Below are 21,473 nucleotides of genomic sequence, written 5' to 3' on the forward strand. Positions count from 1 at the left end.
CATGACATCCATGGACGCCCCAACGCTCGACATTCCTGACATCGGCCCCGTCCCGATGGCTGAACCGATCGTCGAGGCACCGGTCATGGATGGGCTTCAGGTCGTGTCGATCGCCAAGTCCTATGACAAGCGCACCGTCCTGACCGATGTATCGGTGTCGGTCGGCAAGGGCGAGGTCGTCGGCCTGCTCGGCCCCAACGGCGCGGGCAAGACGACCTGCTTCTATTCGGTGATGGGTCTGGTGAAGCCCGATTCGGGCCGGATCATGCTCGATGGCGACGACATTACCGGCCTGCCGATGTATCGCCGCGCCATTCTGGGCCTTGGCTATCTGCCGCAGGAAACCTCGATCTTTCGCGGACTGACGATCGAGAAGAACATCCTCACCGTCCTCGAACTGTCCGAACCGGACGTCGCCGCGCGCGCGGCCAAGCTGGAAACCCTGCTCGATGAATTCGGCCTCACCCGCCTGCGCGACGCGCCGGCGATGGCGCTGTCGGGCGGCGAGCGTCGCCGCGCAGAGATCGCCCGCGCGCTGGCCGCCAATCCGTCGATCATCCTGCTCGACGAACCGTTCGCCGGCATCGATCCGATCTCCATCGCCGACATCCGCGACCTGGTGTGCCAGTTGAAGCAGCGCGGCATCGGCGTGCTCATCACCGACCACAATGTCCGCGAGACGCTGGACATCGTCGACCGCGCCTACATCATCTATGACGGCCGCGTGCTGTTCACCGGCTCGCCCGCCGAACTGGTCGCCGACGCCAATGTCCGCCGCCTGTATCTGGGCGAGGGCTTCTCGCTCTGACCATGACGTCACCGCCCACCCCATGAGCCTCGCCCCCCGCCTCGACATCCGCCAGTCGCAGTCGCTGGTGATGACGCCGCAGTTGCAGCAGGCGATCAAGCTGCTCGCGCTGTCGAATCTTGAGGTTGAGGGGTTTCTGGCCGAGGAGCTGGAGCGCAACCCGCTGTTGCAGGCCGGCAGCACCGACGACGGCGGCGACGCGGGACCGACACCCGAGCCATTGCGCGATACCCCGGCCGGGGCCGACGAACTCGTCCTGTCCGGCGGCGACGCGGGCGAAGCGGCGATCGACGTCGATTTTGCCGCCGACAGCTTCCATCACGACAGCGCTGCCGACGGCATCGGCGGCCTTGACGGTGGCCTTGGGCTGGCCGCGACCGGCAGCGGCGGGATGGGCAGCGAAGACGGCCCCGACCTCGACGCGTTCGCCGACACCAGCCTTGGCCTGCACGACCATCTGCTGGCGCAGGCCGGCGTCGCGGTGGACGGCGCGGACCAGTTTATCGCCGCACATCTGATCGACCAGATCGACGACGCCGGCTACCTGACCGCACCGCTCCGTGAGGTCGCCGACCGGCTGGGCGTGCCGATTGCCCGGGTTGAATCGGTGCTGGCGGTCATCCACACCTTCGATCCGACCGGCGTCGGCGCGCGCGACCTGGCCGAGTGCCTTGCCCTGCAGGCGGAGGAGGCGGATCGCTACGACCCCTGCATGGCCCGGCTGATCGACAATCTCGATCTGCTGGCGCGCGGCGACCTGACCCGGCTGAAGCGGATGTGCGGCGTCGATGACGAAGACATGGCCGACATGATCCGCGAACTACGCGGCTATGATCCGAAACCCGGTTGCCGCTTCGGTGGCGAGCCGGCGCGCGCGGTCGTCCCCGACCTGTTCATCGCCCGCACCAGGGATGGCTGGGCAATCGAACTGAACGGCGCAACCCTGCCGCGCGTGCTGGTCGACCGCGGCTATTACACCGAGCTGTCCGGCACGAAGCAGGACAAGACGTCGAAGGCCTGGCTGTCCGATTGCCTCGCCAGCGCCAACTGGCTGGTGAAAGCGCTCGACCAGCGCCAGCGTACGATCATCAAGGTCGCGACCGAGATCGTGAAGCAGCAGGAGGCATTCTTCCTGAACGGTGTTACCCACCTGCGCCCGCTGACGCTGAAACAGGTCGCCGAAGCGATCGAGATGCACGAATCGACCGTCAGTCGGGTCACCAGCAACAAATATCTGTCCTGCGCGCGTGGCCTCTACGAACTGAAATATTTCTTCACTAGCGCAATCGCGGCGACCGAGGGCGGCGAGGCGGTTTCGGCGCTGGCGGTAAAAAACGCGATCCGCGCGCTGATCGCCAACGAAGGGGCCAAGATCCTGTCCGACGATACGCTGGTCGACCTGCTGAACGCGAAGGGCTTCGACATTGCCCGGCGCACGGTCGCCAAATATCGCGAGGCCCTCGGGCTGGGCAGTTCGGTCCAGCGTCGCCGCGCCCGCGCTCTGGAGGGATAATGATCCGTTTCGTGATGATGCTGGCGGCGCTTGTCGCCATGGCCACCCCCGCAACCGCGAAGGACGGCCCGCGCGACCTGCGCGTCATGAGCTTCAATGTTCGCCTGCCGATCGCGTCTGACGGGCCGAACGCGTGGGCGCAGCGCCGCGACCTGCTGGTCGCCACCATCGCCCGTGCCGATCCCGACATCATCGGCACGCAGGAATTGTTCAAGGTTCAGGGCGACTATATCGTCGGCAAACTGCCGGCCTTCACCTGGTTCGGTCGCGACCGGCGTGGCGGGCATGGCGACGAGCATATGGGCGTCTTCTATCGCCGCGACCGGATGACCCTGCTGGCCAGTGGCGATTTCTGGCTGTCCGACACGCCCGACACGATCGCCAGCATCACCTGGGGCCATCCGCTGCCGCGCATGGTCACCTGGGGCAAGTTCCGCACCCGCACCGGTCGAACCTTCTATCTGTTCGACACCCACTTCCCCTACCGCGCGGAAGACGAATCGGCCCGGACCAGGGCGGCCGCGCTGATCGCCCGGCGGATCGCCACCATCGCCGGCACGACACCGGTTGTCCTGACCGGCGACTTCAACACCGTACCGGGCAGCGCCGCCTATGCCACGCTGACCGCAAGCCTGACCGATACCCGGATCGCCGGCGCGACCGGCCCGGTGGAAACCTTCCACGACTTCACCGGGACGCCCGACCGCCGCATCGACTGGATTTTCGCACGGCGGTTCACGCCCCGGTCCTATGCGACGATCACCGACCATGACGGCGTTCGCTATTCGTCGGACCACTTTCCGGTGATGACCGTGCTTCGCTGGCGCTGACCAGCAGCAGGCGGCGGGCGGTATGGTCGGCCCCGACGGTAGGCCCCCGTCATTGCGAGCGTAGCGAAGCAATCCAGAGCGTCGGAGACACAGCCCTGGGTTGCTTCGCTACGCTCGCAATGACGGATCGGGATGATGTCATCGGCCGATAAGCAGAACAAGCTGGTTGTCGGCATCAACAACCAGACAGGCCTTCCGCTGTCCCCCCAATCCGCCGCCCGACGACCCCGCACATGAAAAAGGGGGCAGCCTTTCGGCCACCCCCTTCGTCGTCATTGGTCCGAACGATCAGCCGGTGATCTTGGCGCGGCTGGCCTTCTTGCGCTCGTTCGCATCAAGGTGACGCTTGCGCAGGCGGATCGACTTCGGCGTGACTTCGACCATCTCGTCATCGTCGATATACGCGATCGCCTGCTCCAACGTCGCACGCTTCGGCGGGGACAGGCGGACCTGATCGTCCTTGCCGCCGCTGGCGCGGAAGTTGGTCAGCGCCTTGGTCTTCATCGGGTTGACCTCAAGGTCGTCCGGCTTGGCGTTCTCGCCGACGATCATGCCCTCGTACAGCGCCTCGCCATGGCCGACGAACAGGATGCCACGCTCTTCGAGCGGACCCAGTGCGTAGTTGTTCGCCTCGCCCGATCCGTTCGAGATCAGCACGCCGTTCTTGCGACCTTCGATCTGGCCCTTGTGCGGACCGTACTTCTCGAACAGCCGGTTCATGATGCCGGTGCCGCGCGTGTCCGACAGGAACTCGCCGTGATAGCCGATCATGCCCCGCGACGGCGCGGAGAAGGTGATGCGGGTCTTGCCGCCGGTCGACGGACGCATGTCGGTCAGCTCGGCCTTGCGCAGGTTCATCTTCTCGACGACCGTGCCCGAATGCTCCTCATCGACGTCGATGATGACGGTTTCGTACGGCTCGGTCTTCTTGCCGTCCTCGTCCTCGCCGAACAGCACGCGCGGGCGGCTGATGCCCAGCTCGAACCCTTCGCGGCGCATCGTCTCGATCAGCACGCCCAGCTGAAGCTCGCCGCGGCCGGCGACTTCGAAGCTGTCCTTGTCAGCCGCCTCGGTCACCTTCACGGCGACGTTCGACTCGGCTTCGCGGAAGAGGCGCTCGCGGATCATGCGGCTCGTCACCTTGGTGCCCTCGCGACCCGCCATCGGCGAATCGTTCACGGCAAAGCGCATCGACAGCGTGGGCGGGTCGATCGGCTGTGCGTGCAGCGGCTCGGTCACCGTGATGTCGGCGATCGTGTCGGCCACGGTCGCGACCGAAAGCCCTGCAAGCGAGATGATGTCACCCGCCTTGGCCTCGTCGACCGGCACGCGGTCCAGGCCGCGGAACGACATGATCTTGGACGCGCGGCCCGTCTCAACGATCTTGCCGTCGTTGTTCAGCGCGTGGATCGGCTGGTTCAGCTTGATCTTGCCCGAATTGACGCGGCCCGTCAGCACGCGACCAAGGAAGTTGTCGCGGTCCAGCAGCGTGACCAGGAACGTGAAGGGTACGTCCTCCACTTCCACCTTGGGCGCGGGCACATGCTTCACGATCGTCTCGAACATCGGGATCAGCGTGCCTTCGCGCGCGTCCATGTCGGTCGAGGCATAGCCGTTGCGGCCCGACGCGTAGAGCACCGGGAAGTCGAGCTGGTCGTCATTCGCGTCGAGCGACACGAACAGGTCGAACACCTCGTCCAGCACTTCCTGGATGCGCGCATCGGCGCGGTCGACCTTGTTGACGACGACGATCGGCTTCAGGCCCAGCGCCAGCGCCTTGCCGGTCACGAACTTGGTCTGCGGCATCGCGCCTTCCGACGAATCGACCAGCAGGACGACGCCGTCGACCATCGACAGGATACGCTCGACCTCGCCACCGAAATCGGCGTGGCCGGGGGTGTCGACGATGTTGATGCGGATGCTTTCAGCGGCACCCGGGGGCGTCCAGTCGACCGAGGTCGGCTTGGCGAGAATCGTGATCCCACGCTCTTTTTCGAGATCGTTCGAATCCATCGCGCGCTCTTCGATGCGCTGGTTGTCGCGGAACGTGCCGGACTGGCGAAAGAGCTGGTCAACCAGGGTCGTCTTGCCGTGATCGACGTGCGCGATGATCGCCACGTTGCGGAGGCTCATAAGGTTCTCGATTTCGTAGATGTGGGTCGATATTGCCGCGCCCTTAGCCGAAATGGTGCGCGGCAACAAGGTGCGGGCAGGAAGGTTCCCCGCCCGCCTGCGCCCGCACCGTTTTTTTTCGGGTCAGAACTTGCCGCCCAGCTCCACGCCATAGAAGCGCGGCTCGCCGGCGATATAGGTCGGCACGCCGAACCCGCCACCGGTGTTGCCGGCGTCGATCAGATACCGCTTGTTCGTCAGGTTGCGCGCGAAGCCGCCGATCCGGTATCGCCCTTCGGCGAACTCCAGCCCTGCGCGGACGTTGACGAGCGTATAGCCGCCCTGGCTGATGGCGTTGTTGTTCGGCAATTCGAAGAACACCTTGCTCTGATAGGTCGCCGACGGCGTGGCGTAGAGCGTTGCCGACCCGACCGGCATCCGCAGCGTCGCGCCAGCGGCGGCGGTGATCTCGGGCTGGAGGCGGAAGCGGTTGCCCGCGAACACGCCGTTGACCGTATCCTTGCCGATGCCGCCGTCGATATAGGCGAAGCTGCCGAACAGGGTCAGCACCTGGCCGAGCCGCAGATTGCCCTCGGCCTCGACGCCCAGATTCTTGGCCGATCCCGCGCTCTGCGTCGTCGTCACGCCATTGTTGGTCACCGACACCTGGAACCCGTCGTAATTCTGGTAGAACACGCCGACCGACCCGCTGAACGGCCCGACCGCGCCCTTGATTCCGCCTTCGTAGTTCCAGACATTCTCCTCCGGCACGATCTGAAGGTTCGGCGTCACCGGAGTGCCCGCGCGCGCGGCCAGCTGCACCACCGGCGATCGGCGCCCCTTGCTGACCGTCGCATACAGGTTGACGTCGTCGGTCATGCGCAGCAGCGCGTTCACGCGGGGCAGGACGGCGGCGAAGCTGCGCTGCGCCTCGAACTTCACGCCATTGGTGTTGGCGGTGCCCAGCAAACTGGTGCGGATCCCGAATGACGCGAGGATCGCCGAATTGGGCTGGATCGAGCTGTAGCCCGACTGCCGGTCCTCGATCAGCACCCGCGCGCCGGCGGTCAGTTCCAGCGCCGGTGTCGGGATCCAGGTCGCATCGGCGAACATCGAATAGGTGTCGTTGTTGCCGAAATTGGTGAACACCGCCGCATAGGGAATCTGGCTCGCCGCCCCGCGCGTCAGGATCGCGGTCGCGCGCGACGCCGCCGGGATCGTGCCGTTCGGCGCGACGCAACCCGTGCCCGTGGGAATACCGGCCAGGTTCAGGTTGTTACGGAACGGCGCATAGGCCCCGGTCACCGAACAGGCGAGATACGTCCCCTCCTCGGTCGAGAACGGCACGCGCTGGGAATTGTTTTCAAAGAACGCGTTCCAGCCGAACGAGGCACGATATTTCGGCCCCTCGAACGCGAAGCGGCTTTCATGGCTCCACTGGTCGCCCTTGGCGTCCTCGGCGAACTCCAGATACCAGGCCGGGCCGCCATCGGCGTCGAACGTCTCGTTGCTGTCGAACCGGCGATATCCGTTGACCGTGGTGAAGGTGACGCCCGGCGCGACATCGACCGCGACCGTCAGGTTGGCGTCGTACACATTCCGGTCCAGCCCCAGCTTGCGCTTGCCGAACACCTCAAGGCTGTAGGGCGAGCCGGACAATTCGGCATAGCCATAGTCGCCGGTCTGCCCGCCGGTCGGGGCGAAGGCGCGGCTCTTGAAAGCGGTGCCGGGATTGCGCTGACCGTCATAGGTCAGGACAAGGTCGGCGGTCAGGCTGGTGGTCGGCGTCCAGCGGATCGACCCGCGTACGCCGCGCTGATCCTGCCCGTTCAGATCGTCCTGATCGACGCGCCCCTGATTCTGGTTCGGCACATCGGGATCGCCGGCGATGTTGCGGACATAGCCGTCGCGGTACTTGTACGCGAAGGCGAGCCGCGCGGCGATCGTGTCGTTGCCGGCGTTCAGGAACCCCGACACCTGCGTCCGGTTGAAATTGCCATAGGTCGCGTTCAGCTCGCCCGAAAACCCGGGCCTGGGCTTGGCGGAGATGATGCTGACCGCGCCGACCGCCGCCGCCGTGCCGAACAGCGTCGCCTGCGGCCCCTTCACCACCTCGACCCGCTCAAGGTCGTACAGATCCTGATACGCGCCGCGCGTCCGCGAAATGTCGACGCCGTTGTAATAGAAGGTGACGCGCGCGCCCTGTTGCGACGACCCCGAATCCGACGTGATGCCGCGAATGACGAAGCCGGGGTTGTTCGCGCTCTGCTCCTGGATGCGCAGGCCGGGGATGAACAGCGCCATTTCCGACAGCGAATTGACACCGATCTCGGCCAGCCGCGCGCCGCTCAGCGCCGACACGGTCAGCGGCACGTCCTTGATCGACTGCTCGCGTTTCTGCGCGGTCACGACGATATCGCCGCCATCGGTCGCAAGCCGGTCCTGCGCGTCCTGTGGGGCCTCTGGCAAGGGTGGTGCCTGAACGGCGGCCTGCGCAAGCGCCCCCGATGAGGCGCAGCACAGCAGCGCGGCGACAAGGCCGCGGGTCAGCGTCGTGGTCATGGTCGTCCCCTTTGTTCTTGGCGTCGTTGCTACGGTGGAATGATTGCAGTTTCGGGTCGTTCGCGTGATTGAACGGCGACATTTGCGTATTACATCAGCAACACACTTGAACCGCACCCCGAACCGCGTCAGGGTTCGCCCAGGAACGACGCGAACGACACGGAGATTACCCGCGATGGCCACCACCGCCGACACCACCACCGCTGGTCCCGCGCTGGTCCTGACCCCGCCGGAGGCCGTGCCGGTCGTCGCGCCGACACAGGCCGCCGGTCTGGTCCCGGTCGATGCCGCCACGAAGTCGAAGCTGGACGAGCGCGTCGAGGGCTTCGTCAACGACCTGCTGGCGCAGGACGTGAACAGCCCGGAGTTCGGCAAGCGCGTCGACGCGATCACCGCGATGGGGTCGAAGGAGATCCGCGACGCCTCCAGCCAGTCGAACCGCTTCCTCGACCGTCCCGTAAAGGCGATGGACCAGGAAACGGGCGTCGGCTCCGACCTGGCCCAGCTGCGCCGGATCATCGAGGATCTCGATCCCGGCAAGCGCGGCAACCTGTCCGCGCCGAAGAAGCTGTTCGGCATGATCCCGTTCGGCAGCAAGATGCGCGACTATTTCGACGGGTATAAATCCTCGCAGACGCACATCGCGCAGATCCTGAAAAGCCTCGCCAGCGGCAAGGACGAGCTGCTGATGGACAATGCCGCCATCGACACCGAACGCGCGAACCTGTGGAACGCGATGGGTCGGCTGGAACAGATGATCCTGCTGTCGCGGACGATGGATCAGCGGCTGGAGGACAAGGCCAACGAACTCGACCACAGCGATCCCGCCAAAGCCAAGGCGGTGCGCGAGACCGCGCTGTTCTACACCCGCCAGCGGACGCAGGATCTGCTGACCCAGATGGCGGTCACGGTGCAGGGCTATCTGGCGCTCGACCTGGTCAAGAAGAACAATGTCGAGCTGGTGAAGGGGGTCGACCGCGCATCGACCACGACCGTCTCCGCGCTGCGCACCGCCGTCACCGTGGCGCAGGCGCTGATCAACCAGAAGCTGGTGCTGGAACAGATCACCGCGTTGAACACCACCACCGCCAACATCATCGATTCGACGGGGAAGCTGCTGCGCAGCCAGACGGCGACGATCCACGAACAGGCCGCCGCCTCGACCATCCCGATCGAGACGCTGCAACGCGCGTTCCAGAACATCTACGAGACGATGGACGCGATCGACACGTTCAAGCTGAAGGCGCTCGATTCGATGAAGACGACGGTCAACACCCTGTCGGGCGAGGTCGAGAAGTCGCGCGGCTATATCGCCCGGGCGGAGGGCGCGACGCAAGGCGCGGGTGCCATTTCGGGCGGCAGCCAGTTCAAGCTGGAGGCGATGTAGGGCCTGTGAGCGAGGTAGACGACGCCATCCGCAGCGCCCGCGCGTCCTGGGACCGCATCGGCAGCAGCGATGCGCCGGCGATCCCGTCGGCACGCCGCCGCAACACCGGCAGCGCCCGACGCCGGCTGACCCGGATCGTCGTCGCCGATGCCGCGATCCTGATCGCCGCGTTCGTCGTGGGGCTGATTGTGCCGCTGGGGATCATCGGCACGACGCTAGTCATGGTCCTGCTGATCGCCACCACCCTCGCGCTCGCCATCCTGCCCGACCAACGCCCGGCGCCCAGCCCGGACAAGCTGCGCGCGGTCGAATTGAAGGCCCTGCCCGCCCAGACCGGCCGCTGGCTGTCGGCGCAGCGCCAGGCCCTTCCCGCGCCCGCGATCACGTTGGTCGACCAGATCGGCCTGCGCCTCGACGCGCTCGGCCCGCAACTCGCGCGGGTCGAGGATGATACGCCCGACGCCGCCGACCTGCGCCGGCTGATCGGCGAACAACTGCCCGCCTTCGTCGCCGACTATCAGCGCGTGCCAGCCCCTTTACGCGGCGTCCCGCGCAACGGCCGCACGCCCGATGCCGAACTGGTCGCGGGCCTGAAGGTGATTGACCAGGAAATCGGCGACATGACCAACCGGCTGGCCCAAGGCGACCTCGACAGCCTGGCGACACGCGGTCGCTATCTGGAAATCAAGTATCGCGGTGACGGGGAGCCGGGCTGAATGCGGATCCGGACGATCATGGCCGTCGTTGCCGGCGTCATGAGTGCCGCGACACTTGCGCAGGACGCAACAAAGCCGGATTCGCAACAGGCCAGTTGGAAGGCGCGGCGCGATGGCCACTATCGTGCCGCCGCCGACCTGCTGCATCCGGAGGCGTTCAACGCCGACGGCAGCCCGAAGCCCGGTCCCGCCTATCAGAGTTGGGCCGAATTGCAGGGGATGATGACCGGCGAACCGGGCCCGCAAGCGCCGGAACCGGGTGTCGTCCCGCTCCCCCCGGAGCCGGCCGACCTAGCCGCCTTGCGTACCGCGACCGCGACCGATGCCATCGCGGCCATCGTCGCCCGCGCGCGCCAGACCCGGATCGTCATCCTGAACGAGGACCACGCCGTGCCCCGCGATCGCGCGTTCGGTCTGGCTGTAGCAAAGGCGCTGCGCCCCCTCGGCTATGACGTGCTGGCGGCGGAAACCTTCTCCAACCGCCCCGATGACGCGGTGGTCGCCAAGGACATGGCAAGGCTGTCACACGATGGCTACATCCGCCGGTCAACCGGTACCTACACCCAGGATCCGGTCTTCGCCGACTTCATCCGCCAGTCGCTGGCGCTTGGCTATCGCCCGGTCGCGTACGAAACGACGGACTACAGCCGCCCGCCCGGCGAGGACTGGAAGGCGCAGGTTGCCCGGCGCGAACAGATGCAGGCGGATTACCTCGTCCGTCGCGCGGTGAGGGCCTATCCGGCGTCGAAGATCCTGATCCATGTCGGGTTCAGCCACGCCACCGAAGCACCGATCGTGATGGAGGGCGTCCCCGTTCGCTGGATGGCGACCCGGCTGAAGGCGATGACCGGCATCGACCCGCTGACGATCGACCAGACAACGCTCAACCCTTACGGAAGCGGCTCGCCCCTGCTCTATGCAGCGGCAGCAGACCGGATCGGCACACGGCCGGCCGTGCTCGTCAACGGCGGCAAGCCGCTCGTCGTCGGCCAGTATCGCGGACATGTCGACCTGCAGGTCGCCCATCCGGCCACGCGGCGGATCGGCGGCCGGCCGGACTGGCTGGCGGCGATGGGCCGGACCCCGACGCCGATCCCCGCCACGCTGGTACCCACCAAAGGCACCCGGCTGATACAGGCGTTCGTCGCGCGCGAGGCGAACGACGCGGTTCCTGTCGATCAGGTGCTCGTCACCGCCGGACAGCCCGTGCCGATGCTCATGCTGCCCGAGGCCCCGGTCCGCTATGCCGTGCAGGATTCCACGACCGCACTATAACTGACCCGTCATTGCGAGCGTAAGCGAAGCAATCCAGAGCCGGATCAGGACGCCCTGGGTTGCTTCGCTTACGCTCGCAATGACGGAAAGTCGTACCTACCCCCGCGCCGCCGCCACCCGGTCCGCCAGCCGCGCCACCGCCGCCGCGTGGATACCGGGCGCACTCACCAGCACCCCGAAATCGCGCGGCTGGGGTTTGTTGAACGTCAGCGTGCCGCCCAGCGCGTCGGTGACGCCCGCACCCGCTTCGGCCGCGATCAGCGCGGCGGCGGCGATGTCCCATTCATTGCCCCAGCGCAGCGTCGCGACCAGATCGGCCTCGTCGGCGGCGACCATCGCGATACGCAGCGCGATCGAATTGGGTTTGGCGACCATCGTCAGGTCGCGATCGGCCTTGGGCAGCGCATCGGTCGGCACCCGCGCACCGATGATCCGCGCGCACGACCCGGCCGCCAGCCGCACCCCGTTGCGCCATGCGCCGCCGCCGGCAACCGCACGCCAGACCTCCTGCCGGACCGGCGCATCAAGCACGCCGATCACGACCCGCCCCGCCTCGACCAGCGCGATCGACACGCACCAGCCGGGCCGCCCGCGAATATAGTCACGCGTCCCGTCGATCGGGTCGACCACCCAGACGCGGCGACGCGCCAGCCGGTCGGCGGTATCCACCGTCTCCTCCGACAGCCAGCCGGCATCGGGCAACAGCGCCGACAGGCGCTGACGCACCAGCACGTCGACTGCCAGGTCGACTTCGCACACCGGGTTGCCGGGCGCCTTTTCCCATTGCCGGAAGTCGGTGCGCCAACGCCCCATCGCCAGCCGCCCTGCCTCTGCCGCGACATCGGCGACCGCGTGCGCCAGATCGCCCGGATCAGCCACTCGCGACGGTCATTCCATCGATGCGGATCGTCGGCACGTTGTTGCCGAAGCGGAAGACCAGATCGTTGGCCGGCGTCGCCTGTGCGAACATGTCCTTCAGATTGCCCGCGATCGTGAACTCGGCGACCGGCCCGGCAATCTGCCCGTCGACAATGCGGAAGCCCGCCGCGCCCCGGCTGTAATCGCCGGTCACACCGTTGACGCCGCTGCCGATCAGCTCGGTCACGAACACGCCGTCGGCGATATCCTCGATCAGCGTCGCAACCGGGACATGCCCCGCCGCCATGTACAGGTTGCTGGTCGAGACGCCCGGCGCGCCGCCGATACCGCGCGCGGCGTGGCCGGTCGGCTCCAGCCCCAGTTGCCGCGCCGCCGCGCTGTCGAGCAGCCAGGTTTCCAGCACGCCATCCTCGATGATCGCGGTCGGCGACACCGGCAGTCCTTCGCCATCGAACGGGCGCGAGCGCAGGCCGTGCGGACGGTGCGGATCGTCGCGCACCTGAACGCCCTCGGGGAAGATCCGCGTGCCGAGCGCGTCGAGCAGGAAGCTGGTCTTGCGCGTGATCGCCTGCCCCCCGATCGCGCCGATCAGATGACCGAGCAGCGAGGTGCCGACGCGCGGATCGAACACCACCGGCATCGGCCCGCTGACGACACGGCCCGGGTTCAGCCGCGCCACCGCGCGTTCGCCGGCCTCGCGACCGATATCCTCGGGCGAATCCAAGTGCGCGCGGTGGCGGGCGGAATGATAGGCGTAGTCGCGCTGCATCCCGCTGCCCTCGCCCGCCAGCACGCTGGCCGACAGGCCGTATCCGGTCGCGCCGTACGCCCCGGCAAAGCCGTGGCTGGTGGCCAGCGCCCAGACGACGCGCGAAGCGCTGGCCCCGCCGCCCTCGCTGTTGGTGACGCCGGGGACCGCGCGCGCCGCATCCTCCGCCGCCATCGCCATGTCGCGCAGGGTCGTGGGGCTGGGATCGCCAGCATCCTCCAGATCCAGATGCGGCGGTGCGCCGTGCATCAGCCGCTCCTCGGGCGCGAGGCCGGCCCAGGCATCCTCGGGCGCCTCGCGCGCCATCGCCACCGCGCGTTCGACCAGCGCGTCCATCGCGGCGACCGACAGGTCCGACGTCGAGACGCTGGCCGACCGCTTGCCGACGAACACGCGCAGGCCGAGTTCCTCGGACTCGGACCGACCGACATCCTCCAGCTTGCCAAGGCGGACGGAGACTTCCAGCGCGGCGTCGGCGGCGAACACCGCATCGGCGGCGTCCGCACCGGCGGCCCTGGCGCGGGTAACGATATCGGCGGCGCGCGCTTGCGCGTGTTCGGGTGTCAGCATCGCCCGGATTTAGGGTCGCTGCGCCGCGATAGCTAGAGCACGGTTCCCACCGCCGCGCAGGCCAGCGCCATCAGCAGGCCGGCAAACCGGTTCGACCGGAACCGGCGCAGCGCATTGTCGCCATCGCCCACGACCAGCGTCGCCACCTGCCACGCCAGATGCGCCGCCACCGGCAGCAGCGCGACCAGCGCCAGTAGGTCAGGCCGGACCAGCCACACCGCGCCCGCCCAGCACAGGATTGCGGCGGCGTAGAACCCCGCTACGCCGGCCTTCACCGATCGGCCCAGTGCCAGTGCCGAGGATCGCACGCCGATCATCGCATCGTCCTCGCGGTCCTGCAGTGCATAGATCGTGTCGTACCCGATCACCCAGGCAATCGACCCGGCATAGAGCAGCCCCAGCGGCCAGCCGACCCCGCCCGTCACCGCCACCCAGCCGACCGGTGCGGCCCAGGAAAAGACCAGCCCCAACCACGCCTGCGGCCACCAGGTGATGCGCTTCATGAAGGGGTACGCCGCGACCAGCGCAAGGCTCGCCACCGCGACGCCGGCCGCCAGCGGCGGCAACTGGACCAGCACCACCAGTCCGACCAGGCACAGCAGCAGCAGCCACCCCCACGCCGCCTTCACCGACACCAGCCCCGCCGGGATCGGCCGCAGCGCAGTACGCGCCACCTTCGCATCCAGATCGCGGTCGACGATATCGTTGTACACGCACCCCGCTCCGCGCATCGCGATCGCGCCCAGCAGGAACCACGCCACCAGATCGAACCGGTCGACCAGTCCGCCCCCCAGCGCGATCGCCCAGACGCCGGGCCAGAACAACAGCCACCAGCCGATCGGCCGGTCGAACCGCGCCAGCAGCGCGAACCCGCGCAAGGTCGGCGGCAGGCGGCCGACCAGCCCCTTGTGCTCGCTGTCGGGGACGATGGTATCGGTCATGGCCGTAGCTTTCGTTGGCGATGCGGTTTTTATCAACCGGATTGCTCCATCTCACCACCCCGGCGAAGGCCGGGGTGGACGGACAAACCTTGCGAAAGCTTCGCCTTGTGGACTGAGTGACAACAGCAACGCATCCATCGGACATCCAAGTCTACCCGCACTCCAGTCCCGCCTAGAAACACGGCGTTTGGCGCGCAAGCCCGAAGCGGCTACCCCGTGACGGTGCGCAACCCCGTCACCACCCCATGATCGGCCTGTCGGTCGCGGTCGGGCGCTTCGTCGAGGCGCTGTTCTGGGCGATCCTGCGCGTCGCGGGGGTCGCGGCGGTCGGCGTGGTGCTGACCGTGCTGGCGATCGGACTGGCCTTTGTCGTCGGGCGACGGCTGTGGAAACGACGCCTGCCGAAACATTAGAACATCGGGTTTCTCGACTTCGCTCGAACCGGACGGGTAGAGGGGACCAGCCCATGCAACAGGATACCCCCATGCCCGCCACCCCCGCCTGGCCGCCGCAATCGACGCCGCGCCTGTTCGTCGAGGAGTCCCTTGCCCCCGGCGTTCGCCGGATCGACGGGCCGGCGGCGCATTATCTGGTGTCGGTGATGCGGACGAAAGTCGGCGATCCGGTAAAGCTGTTCGACGATGCGACCGGCGAATGGCTGGCCATCGCCCGCGACGTCGGCCGCCGCGACCTGTCGGTCGAGGTGACTGAATGCCTGCGCCCACGCGAAACGGTCCCCGACCTGTGGCTGTGCGCCGCGCCGCTGAAGAAGAACCGCGTCGACTGGATGGCGGAAAAGGCATGCGAACTGGGCGTCGACCGCTATGTCCCTGTCGTCACCCGCCGCACGGTCGTCGACAAGCCGAATACCGACCGGCTGCGCGCCCACATGATCGAGGCAGCCGAGCAATGCGGCCGCACCGCCATCCCGCAGGTTGCGGACCCGGTCAAACTGCCCGCGCTGCTGCGCGACTGGCCCGACGAACGTACGCTGTTCTTCGCCGACGAAACCGGCGGTGCGCCCGCGCTTGACGCAATGCGCGCGAAACCCGGTGCGGCGGCGATCCTGATCGGCCCCGAAGGCGGGTTCGACGCCGACGAACGCGCCGCGATCCGCGCCATGCCGCAGGCGATCGGCATCGCGCTTGGCCCCCGCATCCTGCGCGCCGATACCGCCGCTGCTGCTGCAACCGCGCTGTGGATGGCGGCGGCGGGGGACTGGACCTGAACGGCCATGTTCGTCCCACTAGCGCCGCCCCGCGTCGCAGCGTAAGGCGCGGTTCATGACGTCAGATCCGGTTTCGAAGAGCAACGCACCGACCATCGAGTCGCGCGACCAGTTGATCGCCAGCTTCGCGCACGGCGAGAAGCCCAAGGATCGCTGGCGGATCGGCACCGAACACGAAAAATTCGTCTATTCGACCAGCGACCATCACGCCCCGTCCTATGACGAGGCTGGCGGCATCCGCGCGCTGCTCGGCGAGCTGGAGCAATATGGCTGGACCCCGGTCATGGAGGGCGGAAACGTCATCGCCATGTCGGGCGCGGACGGCAGCATCAGCCTGGAACCTGCCGGCCAGTTCGAGCTGTCCGGCGCACCGCTCGACAATCTGCACCAGACCTGCGCCGAAACCGGCCGCCATCTGGAACAGGTGAAGGCCGCCGGCGAAAAGCTCGGCATCGGCTTCCTCGGCATGGGCATGTGGCCGGACAAGACCCGCGCCGAACTGCCGATCATGCCCAAGGGCCGCTATGCCATCATGCTGCGGCACATGCCGCGCGTCGGCGCGATGGGCCTCGACATGATGCTGCGGACCTGCACGATCCAGGTCAATCTGGACTATGCGTCCGAGGCGGACATGGTGAAGAAGTTCCGCGTCGGCCTGGCCCTGCAACCGCTCGCCACCGCGCTGTTCGCGGCTTCGCCCTTTACCGAGGGCAGGCCGAACGGGATGCTGTCGTACCGCAGCCATATCTGGTCGGACACCGACCCCGCGCGCACCGGCATGCTGCCCTTCGTCTTCGAAGACGGGTTTGGGTATGAGCGGTACGCCGACTATGCGCTCGATGTGCCGATGTACTTTGTCTACCGCGAGGGTCGCTACATCGACGCCGCCGGGTTGTCGTTCCGCGACTTCCTGAAGGGCGAACTGTCGGTCCTGCCGGGCGAGAAGCCGACGCTCGACGACTGGAACGATCACCTGTCGACCGCCTTCCCCGAAGTGCGGCTGAAGACCTTCCTGGAAATGCGCGGGGCGGATGGCGGCCCGTGGAACCGGATCTGCGCGCTGCCGGCGCTGTGGGTCGGGCTGCTGTACGACAGCCAGGCGCTGGATGCGGCGTGGGATCTGGTCAAGGACTGGGACATCGGCGATCGCCAACGCTTGCGCGATGCGGTGCCGAAGCTCGCGCTCGACGCGCCGCTGCCCGGTGGCGGCAAGCTTCGCGATGTGGCGGGGCAGGTGCTCGACATTGCCGGAGCCGGATTGTCGGCGCGGTCGCGGCTGAATGGTGCGGGCGACAACGAAACCGGTTTCCTCGATCCGCTGCGCGATATCGTCCGCAGCGGCAAGGTGCCGGCCGAGGTGCTGCTGGAGCGCTATCACGGCGCATGGAACGGTGACGTGTCGAAGGTGTACGGCGAGGCCAGCTTCTGAAGGCCGCATCGCGGCGGATGCACAGGCTCTTCAGTTCCCCGGCGAAGGCCGGGGCCCAGTTGGGTTAGCGTTGGGAGTTGTGCACCGCCGTTTACCCTGCTGGGCCCCGGCCTTCGCCGGGAAACGAAAGGTTTCGGGCCTCAGACAGCCTTGCCCCGCCGCCGCACCCACGCCAGCACCAGCGCAATTGCACCGTTGCGTAAAATCCAGTCGTTATAGGCGCGGTAGTCAGGATCTAGCATCAGGTGCCGCTCCTCGGTCTTCGCGCGCCAGTAATACACCCCGCTGACCGCCATGAGGGTCAACGTCGCGCGCGCGGCGTCGACCAGGCTGCCGGTCGACAGCAACGGCACGGTCGAAATCCACCAGAACAGGTTCTTCGACCAATAGGCCGGGTGCCGCGTCCACCGATACGGCCCGTGCGTCAGGATCCCGCGATTGGTCAGGTTGGAAAAGCGCGGCCCGAACGCCACCGTCGCCCAGGCATAGATACCCGTCAGACCGACCAGCACCGCGCCGGTCAGCGCCAGCAGGACCGGATGCCATTGCAGCCAGTAGGTCCAGCTGGCGGTGCCGATATGATAATCCAGCACCCCGCCGTCCATCATCAGCGTCAGCGGCGGATAGCAGATCAGCGCCGCCATCCACGCCGCCGCGAACGGATTGGCGGTGCGGATATGCGAATCGAGCGGACGGAAGGTCAGGACATAGCCGACCGTCGCGAACGCCATGTCGATCAGGAACATCAGCGCGATCAGCCACAGCGACAGCGCCACCGGATCGCGCAGCACGACGCTCAGGTCACCGCGCACGAACTCGCCGAACCCGCCCGGCAGACCGCCGAGCATGAAGGCGAGGAAGAACGCCTTCACCCCCCAGCTGCGCAGGTGATTGTAGATCGCCTCGCGCTCGACCCCCGCCTGCCCCGTCATCCACGCGCCCAGCATCCACGCGCCATCGCGCGGGGCCACCAGTCGCCGGTCGATCCACAGCACATAGGGCACCGAACACACGAACAGCACCGGCGCGGCCCAGGTCAGGCACCACATCGCGAACGCGAAATTGCCGATCCAGTAGAAGCGCCCGGTGGCATAGATCAGCGCGATCCCCCCCCAGGTGATCCACAGCCCCGCCAGCTTGGTCAGGCTGATGTCGATCGTCTCGCGCCAAGGCCGCGGGCCTGTCCAGTCGATCCCGGTAGACAGATTGCGATGCACCTTGTCGACCAGCAGCGACCAGAGCGCCATCGGCACGCCACAGGCCACCAGATTGACCAGCGCCGCATACGGCCCGTCCATATGGTAATGCCGCGCGACCATGATCCACGCGAAGACGCCGGCGATCCCGGCGAGACCCGCACCGCCGCTGACCGCCGATGGCGGGCGCGGATCGGCGGCGATGGGCGTGGCGGCGGTCATGGCCATCGCTTAGCCTGAAACCGGTTAACGAAGCGATGTCGTCGCTGTTGTTCCATGGCCACCCCGCCCGATGCCCGCAGCGATCAGCGCATCCGCCCACAGCGCGTACCCGGCGTCATCCGGATGCGTCCCGTCGGGCAGCAGGGCGCGATCAAGCGTCCCGTCTGGCCGCAGAAACCGACCGGCGATGTCGATGAACCGCACCGCCGGATCGCGCGCGAACCGGTCAGCCAGCAGGCGGTTGGTCCGGGCAATCGTAACGCGCAACGGATCGGTGGCGGTATCACCACGCGGAAAGATCGCCATCAGCGCAATCCGGCTGTGCGGCGAGCGCGCCTTCACGTCGCGGACGATAGCCGCGACACCGGCCACCACCTCCGCCGGGGTGCTCGCACGGGCGTTGGTGGTGCCGGTCAGGTTGTTGGTGCCGATGTTGAGGACGACCCAGTCCGGGGCCATGCCATCGAACTCGCCAGACCGCAGCCGCCACAGGACGTTCTGCGTCCGGTCCCAGCCGAAACCCAGATTGGCGACCGCCATGCCGCCGAATACCCGCGCCCATGCCTGCGGACCACTGACCCGCGCGGCGGCGGGCGGCCCGGCCCAGAAATGGGTGATCGAATCGCCGATCAGGACGACCTCAGGCTTCATGCCGTGCAGGCCCATCACTGCACGGTGGCGCGGGTACCAGTCGTAGGAATCCCGCTCCAGCCACGGCACTGGCACGGTGGCGGTGTTCACGTCGGTCATCGCGGTCAGGGCAACGCGCGGCGGCGTGCCCAGCAATGCGGCCAATGTCGGTTCGATGGCCTCCGCCATTCGCCGCTGCCCGACCGTATCGGGATGCAGCGCCGCACCATGCCACGACAGGCGCGGATCATAGAACAGCCGCGTGTCGAGCGTCCCGTCACTTGCCTGGAAGATCGAGCCGACATCGAGATAGGCGACGCGCGGATCGCCGGCATAGCGCCGCGCCAGATAGGCGTTCACCGCCGCGTCGGCTGCGGACTTCGCCGGGGAGATCGCGCTCGGCAACAGGCCAAGCAACAGGATCCTGGTCGTCGGCAACCGGCGCGACAGGTCTGCGACCACCGCGTCGATTCCTTCTTCCGTCTGCGCCGCCGTACGGCCCGCACGGCCGGTGTCGTTGGTGCCGATCAGCACCACCGCGACCCTCGGGTTCAGCCCGTCGACCTCGCCATGATCCAGCCGCCACAGCAGGTTCGCGGTCGTGTCGCCGCTAAACCCCAGGTTGATCGCACGCCGGGGGGCGTAGAATTGCGCCCAGGTGCCGGCGAAATCCTCGTCGGGCGGTGTGGCCTTGTCGTAATTGTTGGTGATCGAATCGCCGATCAGCAGGACCTGCGGATCGGGCCGGGTCGCGACCAGCGTCAGGATCGCGGCATGGCGGGCCGCCCACCAGCCCTCCGCCAGCCGATCGGCGGGAGCAGCCATCCCCACGGGCCGGGCCACGGCCACCACGGGCGTGACCAGCAGCGTCAGCGCCAGACACCGGATCAGCACGGTCCGCCAGATCCCCGGTGTCATTGCCTTATCCTTCCACGAAATCGAGATAGCCGACCACATCGCTGCTGGTCTGAAGGAACAGGTCGCCTTGCACGTCCGGCTCCTGCGCCGCCGCCTCGGCGAGTGCCTGCGCCAGCGTGCCGTACAACAGCGTCACCGCCGCGCCGCTGTCGTCGAGGTGATACAGCCGCACGGCCACGTCGTCGGATATGGTTCGCATGGCCGTTGGCTACGCCGTTCGCTGCCGTCCGCCAAGCCGGATGTTGACGCGCCCGCCCGCTCTGTGGCAGGCAATCCGTGAGTGAGCGGGTATAGCACAATGGTAGTGCAGCAGCCTTCCAAGCTGAATACACGGGTTCGATTCCCGTTACCCGCTCCATTCCTCCGAAATCAGCCATGAAACACTTGATCCGCCCCGCGCGCGGTGCATGGTCGCGGCCCTGTGAAAACCACGCCTGCGGGGGCCAGCCATGACGATTTCCACCGACACGACACGACGCGGCGTGCTGGGCCTCGCGACCGGGGCCGCCGCCGTCGCCAGCATCCCGGCCGCCGCCGCCGCGAAGGTAGGCATCGTCATCCTGTCGACCTGGGATTTCGGCGCGGCGGCCAATGCAGCCGCCTATGCAAAGCTGATCGCCGGCGGCACGCTGGTCGATGCGGTCGAGGCGGGCGGGCGCGTGCCGGAATCGGACCCGGCCAATCATTCGGTCGGCTATTCGGGCTATCCCGACCGCGACGGCCGGGTGACGCTGGATGCGATCATCATGGACGATGCCGGTCATGTCGGCGCGGTCGGTGCGCTGGAAAACACCACTCACGCCATCTCGGTCGCGCGCGCGGTGATGGAAAAGACGCCGCACACCTTCCTGGTCGGCGACGGCGCAACGCGGTTCGCGCGCGACCAGGGGTTCCCGCAGCAAAACCTGCTGACCCCCGAATCCGAGGCGGAATGGCGCAAATGGCTGACCACGCAAGCGTACAGGCCCGTCGCCAACAGCGAGAACCGGATCAGCGGCGATGCGCGCGACCATGATACGATCGGCCTGCTGGCGCGCGACCGCAGCGGCCGCTTCGCCGGGGCCTGCACGACGTCCGGCATGGCGTTCAAGATGCACGGGCGGCTGGGCGATTCCCCGCAGTGCGGCAGCGGCCTGTTCGTGGAGGCGGGCGTCGGTGCGGCGACCGCGACCGGGCTGGGCGAGGAAGTCACGCGCATCGCCGGCACCGCGCGGGTCGTCGCGTCGATGCGCGCCGGCATGGCCCCGGACGCCGCCTGTCGCGAGGCGGTGATGCACATCGCACGGCTGCGCGGCGACGCGATCAAGGACACGCAGGTCGGCTTCATCGCGATCGCGCAGGACGGGCGAACCGGTGCCTTCGCGCTGTTGCCGGGCTTCACCTATGCGCTGACCGACGATGCCGGAAAGACGGTGGTCCGCCCCGCCCCCAGCCTGAAGCGAGCCGCCTGAAACGGCGCGCCACGAAACGGAATCGCGGTATCGGGCG

The 21,473-nt window shown here is 67.5% G+C and carries 18 protein-coding genes and 1 tRNA gene; 11 read left to right on the forward strand and 8 right to left on the reverse strand.

What is annotated here, in order from left to right; translation table 11 throughout:
• Nucleotides 1-85: 85 nt before the first annotated feature.
• The 3 genes from lptB to ASE75_RS10035 are packed head-to-tail and all read left to right on the forward strand — an operon-like array spanning nt 86 to nt 3,151.
• Complete coding sequence (lptB, locus tag ASE75_RS10025) at nt 86-808, forward strand: LPS export ABC transporter ATP-binding protein (RefSeq protein ID WP_156340395.1); 723 nt, start codon at nt 86-88, stop codon at nt 806-808.
• A gap of 22 nt (nt 809-830) precedes the next feature.
• Nucleotides 831-2,321, forward strand: a complete 1,491-nt coding sequence (gene rpoN / locus ASE75_RS10030) for an RNA polymerase factor sigma-54 (protein WP_055932794.1) — start codon at nt 831-833, stop codon at nt 2,319-2,321.
• A complete protein-coding gene (locus ASE75_RS10035; protein ID WP_156340371.1) occupies nt 2,321-3,151 on the forward strand; it encodes an endonuclease/exonuclease/phosphatase family protein in 831 nt (276 codons plus the stop codon). The genes rpoN and ASE75_RS10035 overlap by 1 nt, the downstream gene beginning before the upstream one ends.
• A 288-nt stretch (nt 3,152-3,439) precedes the next feature.
• Here the strand turns inward: ASE75_RS10035 and typA are convergent, their stop codons facing one another.
• Nucleotides 3,440-5,284, reverse strand: coding sequence for a translational GTPase TypA (typA, locus tag ASE75_RS10040; protein WP_055932797.1), 1,845 nt, complete (start codon nt 5,282-5,284; stop codon nt 3,440-3,442).
• Nucleotides 5,285-5,407: 123 nt separating this feature from the next.
• Nucleotides 5,408-7,825 (reverse strand): TonB-dependent receptor, encoded by a 2,418-nt coding sequence (locus ASE75_RS10045; RefSeq protein ID WP_055932800.1) that lies wholly within the window; start codon nt 7,823-7,825, stop codon nt 5,408-5,410.
• A gap of 175 nt (nt 7,826-8,000) precedes the next feature.
• Between ASE75_RS10045 and ASE75_RS10050 the strand changes: the two genes are divergently transcribed.
• The 3 genes from ASE75_RS10050 to ASE75_RS10060 are packed head-to-tail and all read left to right on the forward strand — an operon-like array spanning nt 8,001 to nt 11,203.
• Entirely contained in the window at nt 8,001-9,212 is a 1,212-nt protein-coding gene (locus tag ASE75_RS10050; RefSeq protein ID WP_055932803.1) for a toxic anion resistance protein, read from the forward strand.
• A gap of 5 nt (nt 9,213-9,217) precedes the next feature.
• Nucleotides 9,218-9,928 (forward strand): hypothetical protein, encoded by a 711-nt coding sequence (locus ASE75_RS10055; protein WP_055932806.1) that lies wholly within the window; start codon nt 9,218-9,220, stop codon nt 9,926-9,928.
• Nucleotides 9,929-11,203 carry a hypothetical protein gene (locus ASE75_RS10060; protein ID WP_055932809.1) on the forward strand — a complete coding sequence of 425 codons (1,275 nt, stop codon included), beginning with the start codon at nt 9,929-9,931 and terminating at the stop codon, nt 11,201-11,203.
• 96 nt (nt 11,204-11,299) lie between these two features.
• On the opposite strand, the gene ASE75_RS10065 is transcribed toward ASE75_RS10060, so the two are convergent.
• From ASE75_RS10065 to ubiA, 3 genes are read right to left on the reverse strand one after another with little or no spacing between them, the layout of a single operon-like run.
• Nucleotides 11,300-12,082 carry a 3'(2'),5'-bisphosphate nucleotidase CysQ gene (locus ASE75_RS10065; RefSeq protein ID WP_055932811.1) on the reverse strand — a complete coding sequence of 261 codons (783 nt, stop codon included), beginning with the start codon at nt 12,080-12,082 and terminating at the stop codon, nt 11,300-11,302.
• Entirely contained in the window at nt 12,075-13,421 is a 1,347-nt protein-coding gene (locus tag ASE75_RS10070; RefSeq protein ID WP_055932814.1) for a TldD/PmbA family protein, read from the reverse strand. The genes ASE75_RS10065 and ASE75_RS10070 overlap by 8 nt, the downstream gene beginning before the upstream one ends.
• A 32-nt stretch (nt 13,422-13,453) precedes the next feature.
• On the reverse strand, nt 13,454-14,362 hold the full coding sequence (gene ubiA, locus ASE75_RS10075; protein ID WP_055932817.1) for a 4-hydroxybenzoate octaprenyltransferase: 909 nt from the start codon (nt 14,360-14,362) through the stop codon (nt 13,454-13,456).
• Nucleotides 14,363-14,607: 245 nt separating this feature from the next.
• Between ubiA and ASE75_RS15750 the strand changes: the two genes are divergently transcribed.
• The 3 genes from ASE75_RS15750 to ASE75_RS10085 all read left to right on the forward strand — a co-directional run bounded on the left by ASE75_RS15750 (nt 14,608) and on the right by ASE75_RS10085 (nt 17,019).
• A complete protein-coding gene (locus ASE75_RS15750) occupies nt 14,608-14,775 on the forward strand; it encodes a hypothetical protein (RefSeq protein ID WP_200922345.1) in 168 nt (55 codons plus the stop codon).
• Nucleotides 14,776-14,846: 71 nt separating this feature from the next.
• Nucleotides 14,847-15,590 (forward strand): 16S rRNA (uracil(1498)-N(3))-methyltransferase, encoded by a 744-nt coding sequence (locus tag ASE75_RS10080; RefSeq protein ID WP_055932820.1) that lies wholly within the window; start codon nt 14,847-14,849, stop codon nt 15,588-15,590.
• 55 nt (nt 15,591-15,645) lie between these two features.
• A complete protein-coding gene (locus ASE75_RS10085; protein ID WP_055932823.1) occupies nt 15,646-17,019 on the forward strand; it encodes a glutamate--cysteine ligase in 1,374 nt (457 codons plus the stop codon).
• A 140-nt stretch (nt 17,020-17,159) separates the two neighbouring features.
• On the opposite strand, the gene ASE75_RS10090 is transcribed toward ASE75_RS10085, so the two are convergent.
• From ASE75_RS10090 to ASE75_RS10100, 3 genes are read right to left on the reverse strand one after another with little or no spacing between them, the layout of a single operon-like run.
• Nucleotides 17,160-18,437, reverse strand: coding sequence for a methyltransferase family protein (locus tag ASE75_RS10090; RefSeq protein WP_055933348.1), 1,278 nt, complete (start codon nt 18,435-18,437; stop codon nt 17,160-17,162).
• A 24-nt stretch (nt 18,438-18,461) separates the two neighbouring features.
• Nucleotides 18,462-19,985: a GDSL-type esterase/lipase family protein gene (locus ASE75_RS10095; RefSeq protein ID WP_156340375.1), complete on the reverse strand. Its 1,524-nt coding sequence runs from the start codon at nt 19,983-19,985 to the stop codon at nt 18,462-18,464.
• A 4-nt stretch (nt 19,986-19,989) separates the two neighbouring features.
• Complete coding sequence (locus ASE75_RS10100; protein ID WP_055932826.1) at nt 19,990-20,184, reverse strand: hypothetical protein; 195 nt, start codon at nt 20,182-20,184, stop codon at nt 19,990-19,992.
• A gap of 85 nt (nt 20,185-20,269) precedes the next feature.
• Between ASE75_RS10100 and ASE75_RS10105 the strand changes: the two genes are divergently transcribed.
• Together ASE75_RS10105 and ASE75_RS10110 are read left to right on the forward strand one after the other, a co-directional pair.
• A tRNA-Gly gene (locus ASE75_RS10105) sits at nt 20,270-20,343 on the forward strand.
• Between the two features lie 91 nt (nt 20,344-20,434).
• Nucleotides 20,435-21,436: a N(4)-(beta-N-acetylglucosaminyl)-L-asparaginase gene (locus ASE75_RS10110; RefSeq protein WP_055932830.1), complete on the forward strand. Its 1,002-nt coding sequence runs from the start codon at nt 20,435-20,437 to the stop codon at nt 21,434-21,436.
• Nucleotides 21,437-21,473 lie beyond the last annotated feature (37 nt).

Source organism: Sphingomonas sp. Leaf17 (assembly GCF_001421505.1).
Classification (GTDB): Bacteria; Pseudomonadota; Alphaproteobacteria; order Sphingomonadales; family Sphingomonadaceae; genus Sphingomonas.

What these genes read in the sequence shown, in the direction of transcription:
- lptB (WP_156340395.1), top strand. Translation starts at nt 86, where the DNA reads ATGGATGGGCTTCAGGTCGTGTCGATCGCCAAGTCCTATGACAAGCGC.
- rpoN (WP_055932794.1), top strand. Translation starts at nt 831, where the DNA reads ATGAGCCTCGCCCCCCGCCTCGACATCCGCCAGTCGCAGTCGCTGGTG.
- ASE75_RS10035 (WP_156340371.1), top strand. Translation starts at nt 2,321, where the DNA reads ATGATCCGTTTCGTGATGATGCTGGCGGCGCTTGTCGCCATGGCCACC.
- typA (WP_055932797.1), bottom strand. Translation starts at nt 5,284, where the DNA reads ATGAGCCTCCGCAACGTGGCGATCATCGCGCACGTCGATCACGGCAAG.
- ASE75_RS10045 (WP_055932800.1), bottom strand. Translation starts at nt 7,825, where the DNA reads ATGACCACGACGCTGACCCGCGGCCTTGTCGCCGCGCTGCTGTGCTGC.
- ASE75_RS10050 (WP_055932803.1), top strand. Translation starts at nt 8,001, where the DNA reads ATGGCCACCACCGCCGACACCACCACCGCTGGTCCCGCGCTGGTCCTG.
- ASE75_RS10060 (WP_055932809.1), top strand. Translation starts at nt 9,929, where the DNA reads ATGCGGATCCGGACGATCATGGCCGTCGTTGCCGGCGTCATGAGTGCC.
- ASE75_RS10070 (WP_055932814.1), bottom strand. Translation starts at nt 13,421, where the DNA reads ATGCTGACACCCGAACACGCGCAAGCGCGCGCCGCCGATATCGTTACC.
- ubiA (WP_055932817.1), bottom strand. Translation starts at nt 14,362, where the DNA reads ATGACCGATACCATCGTCCCCGACAGCGAGCACAAGGGGCTGGTCGGC.
- ASE75_RS15750 (WP_200922345.1), top strand. Translation starts at nt 14,608, where the DNA reads ATGATCGGCCTGTCGGTCGCGGTCGGGCGCTTCGTCGAGGCGCTGTTC.
- ASE75_RS10080 (WP_055932820.1), top strand. Translation starts at nt 14,847, where the DNA reads ATGCCCGCCACCCCCGCCTGGCCGCCGCAATCGACGCCGCGCCTGTTC.
- ASE75_RS10085 (WP_055932823.1), top strand. Translation starts at nt 15,646, where the DNA reads ATGACGTCAGATCCGGTTTCGAAGAGCAACGCACCGACCATCGAGTCG.
- ASE75_RS10090 (WP_055933348.1), bottom strand. Translation starts at nt 18,437, where the DNA reads ATGACCGCCGCCACGCCCATCGCCGCCGATCCGCGCCCGCCATCGGCG.
- ASE75_RS10095 (WP_156340375.1), bottom strand. Translation starts at nt 19,985, where the DNA reads ATGACACCGGGGATCTGGCGGACCGTGCTGATCCGGTGTCTGGCGCTG.
- ASE75_RS10100 (WP_055932826.1), bottom strand. Translation starts at nt 20,184, where the DNA reads ATGCGAACCATATCCGACGACGTGGCCGTGCGGCTGTATCACCTCGAC.
- ASE75_RS10110 (WP_055932830.1), top strand. Translation starts at nt 20,435, where the DNA reads ATGACGATTTCCACCGACACGACACGACGCGGCGTGCTGGGCCTCGCG.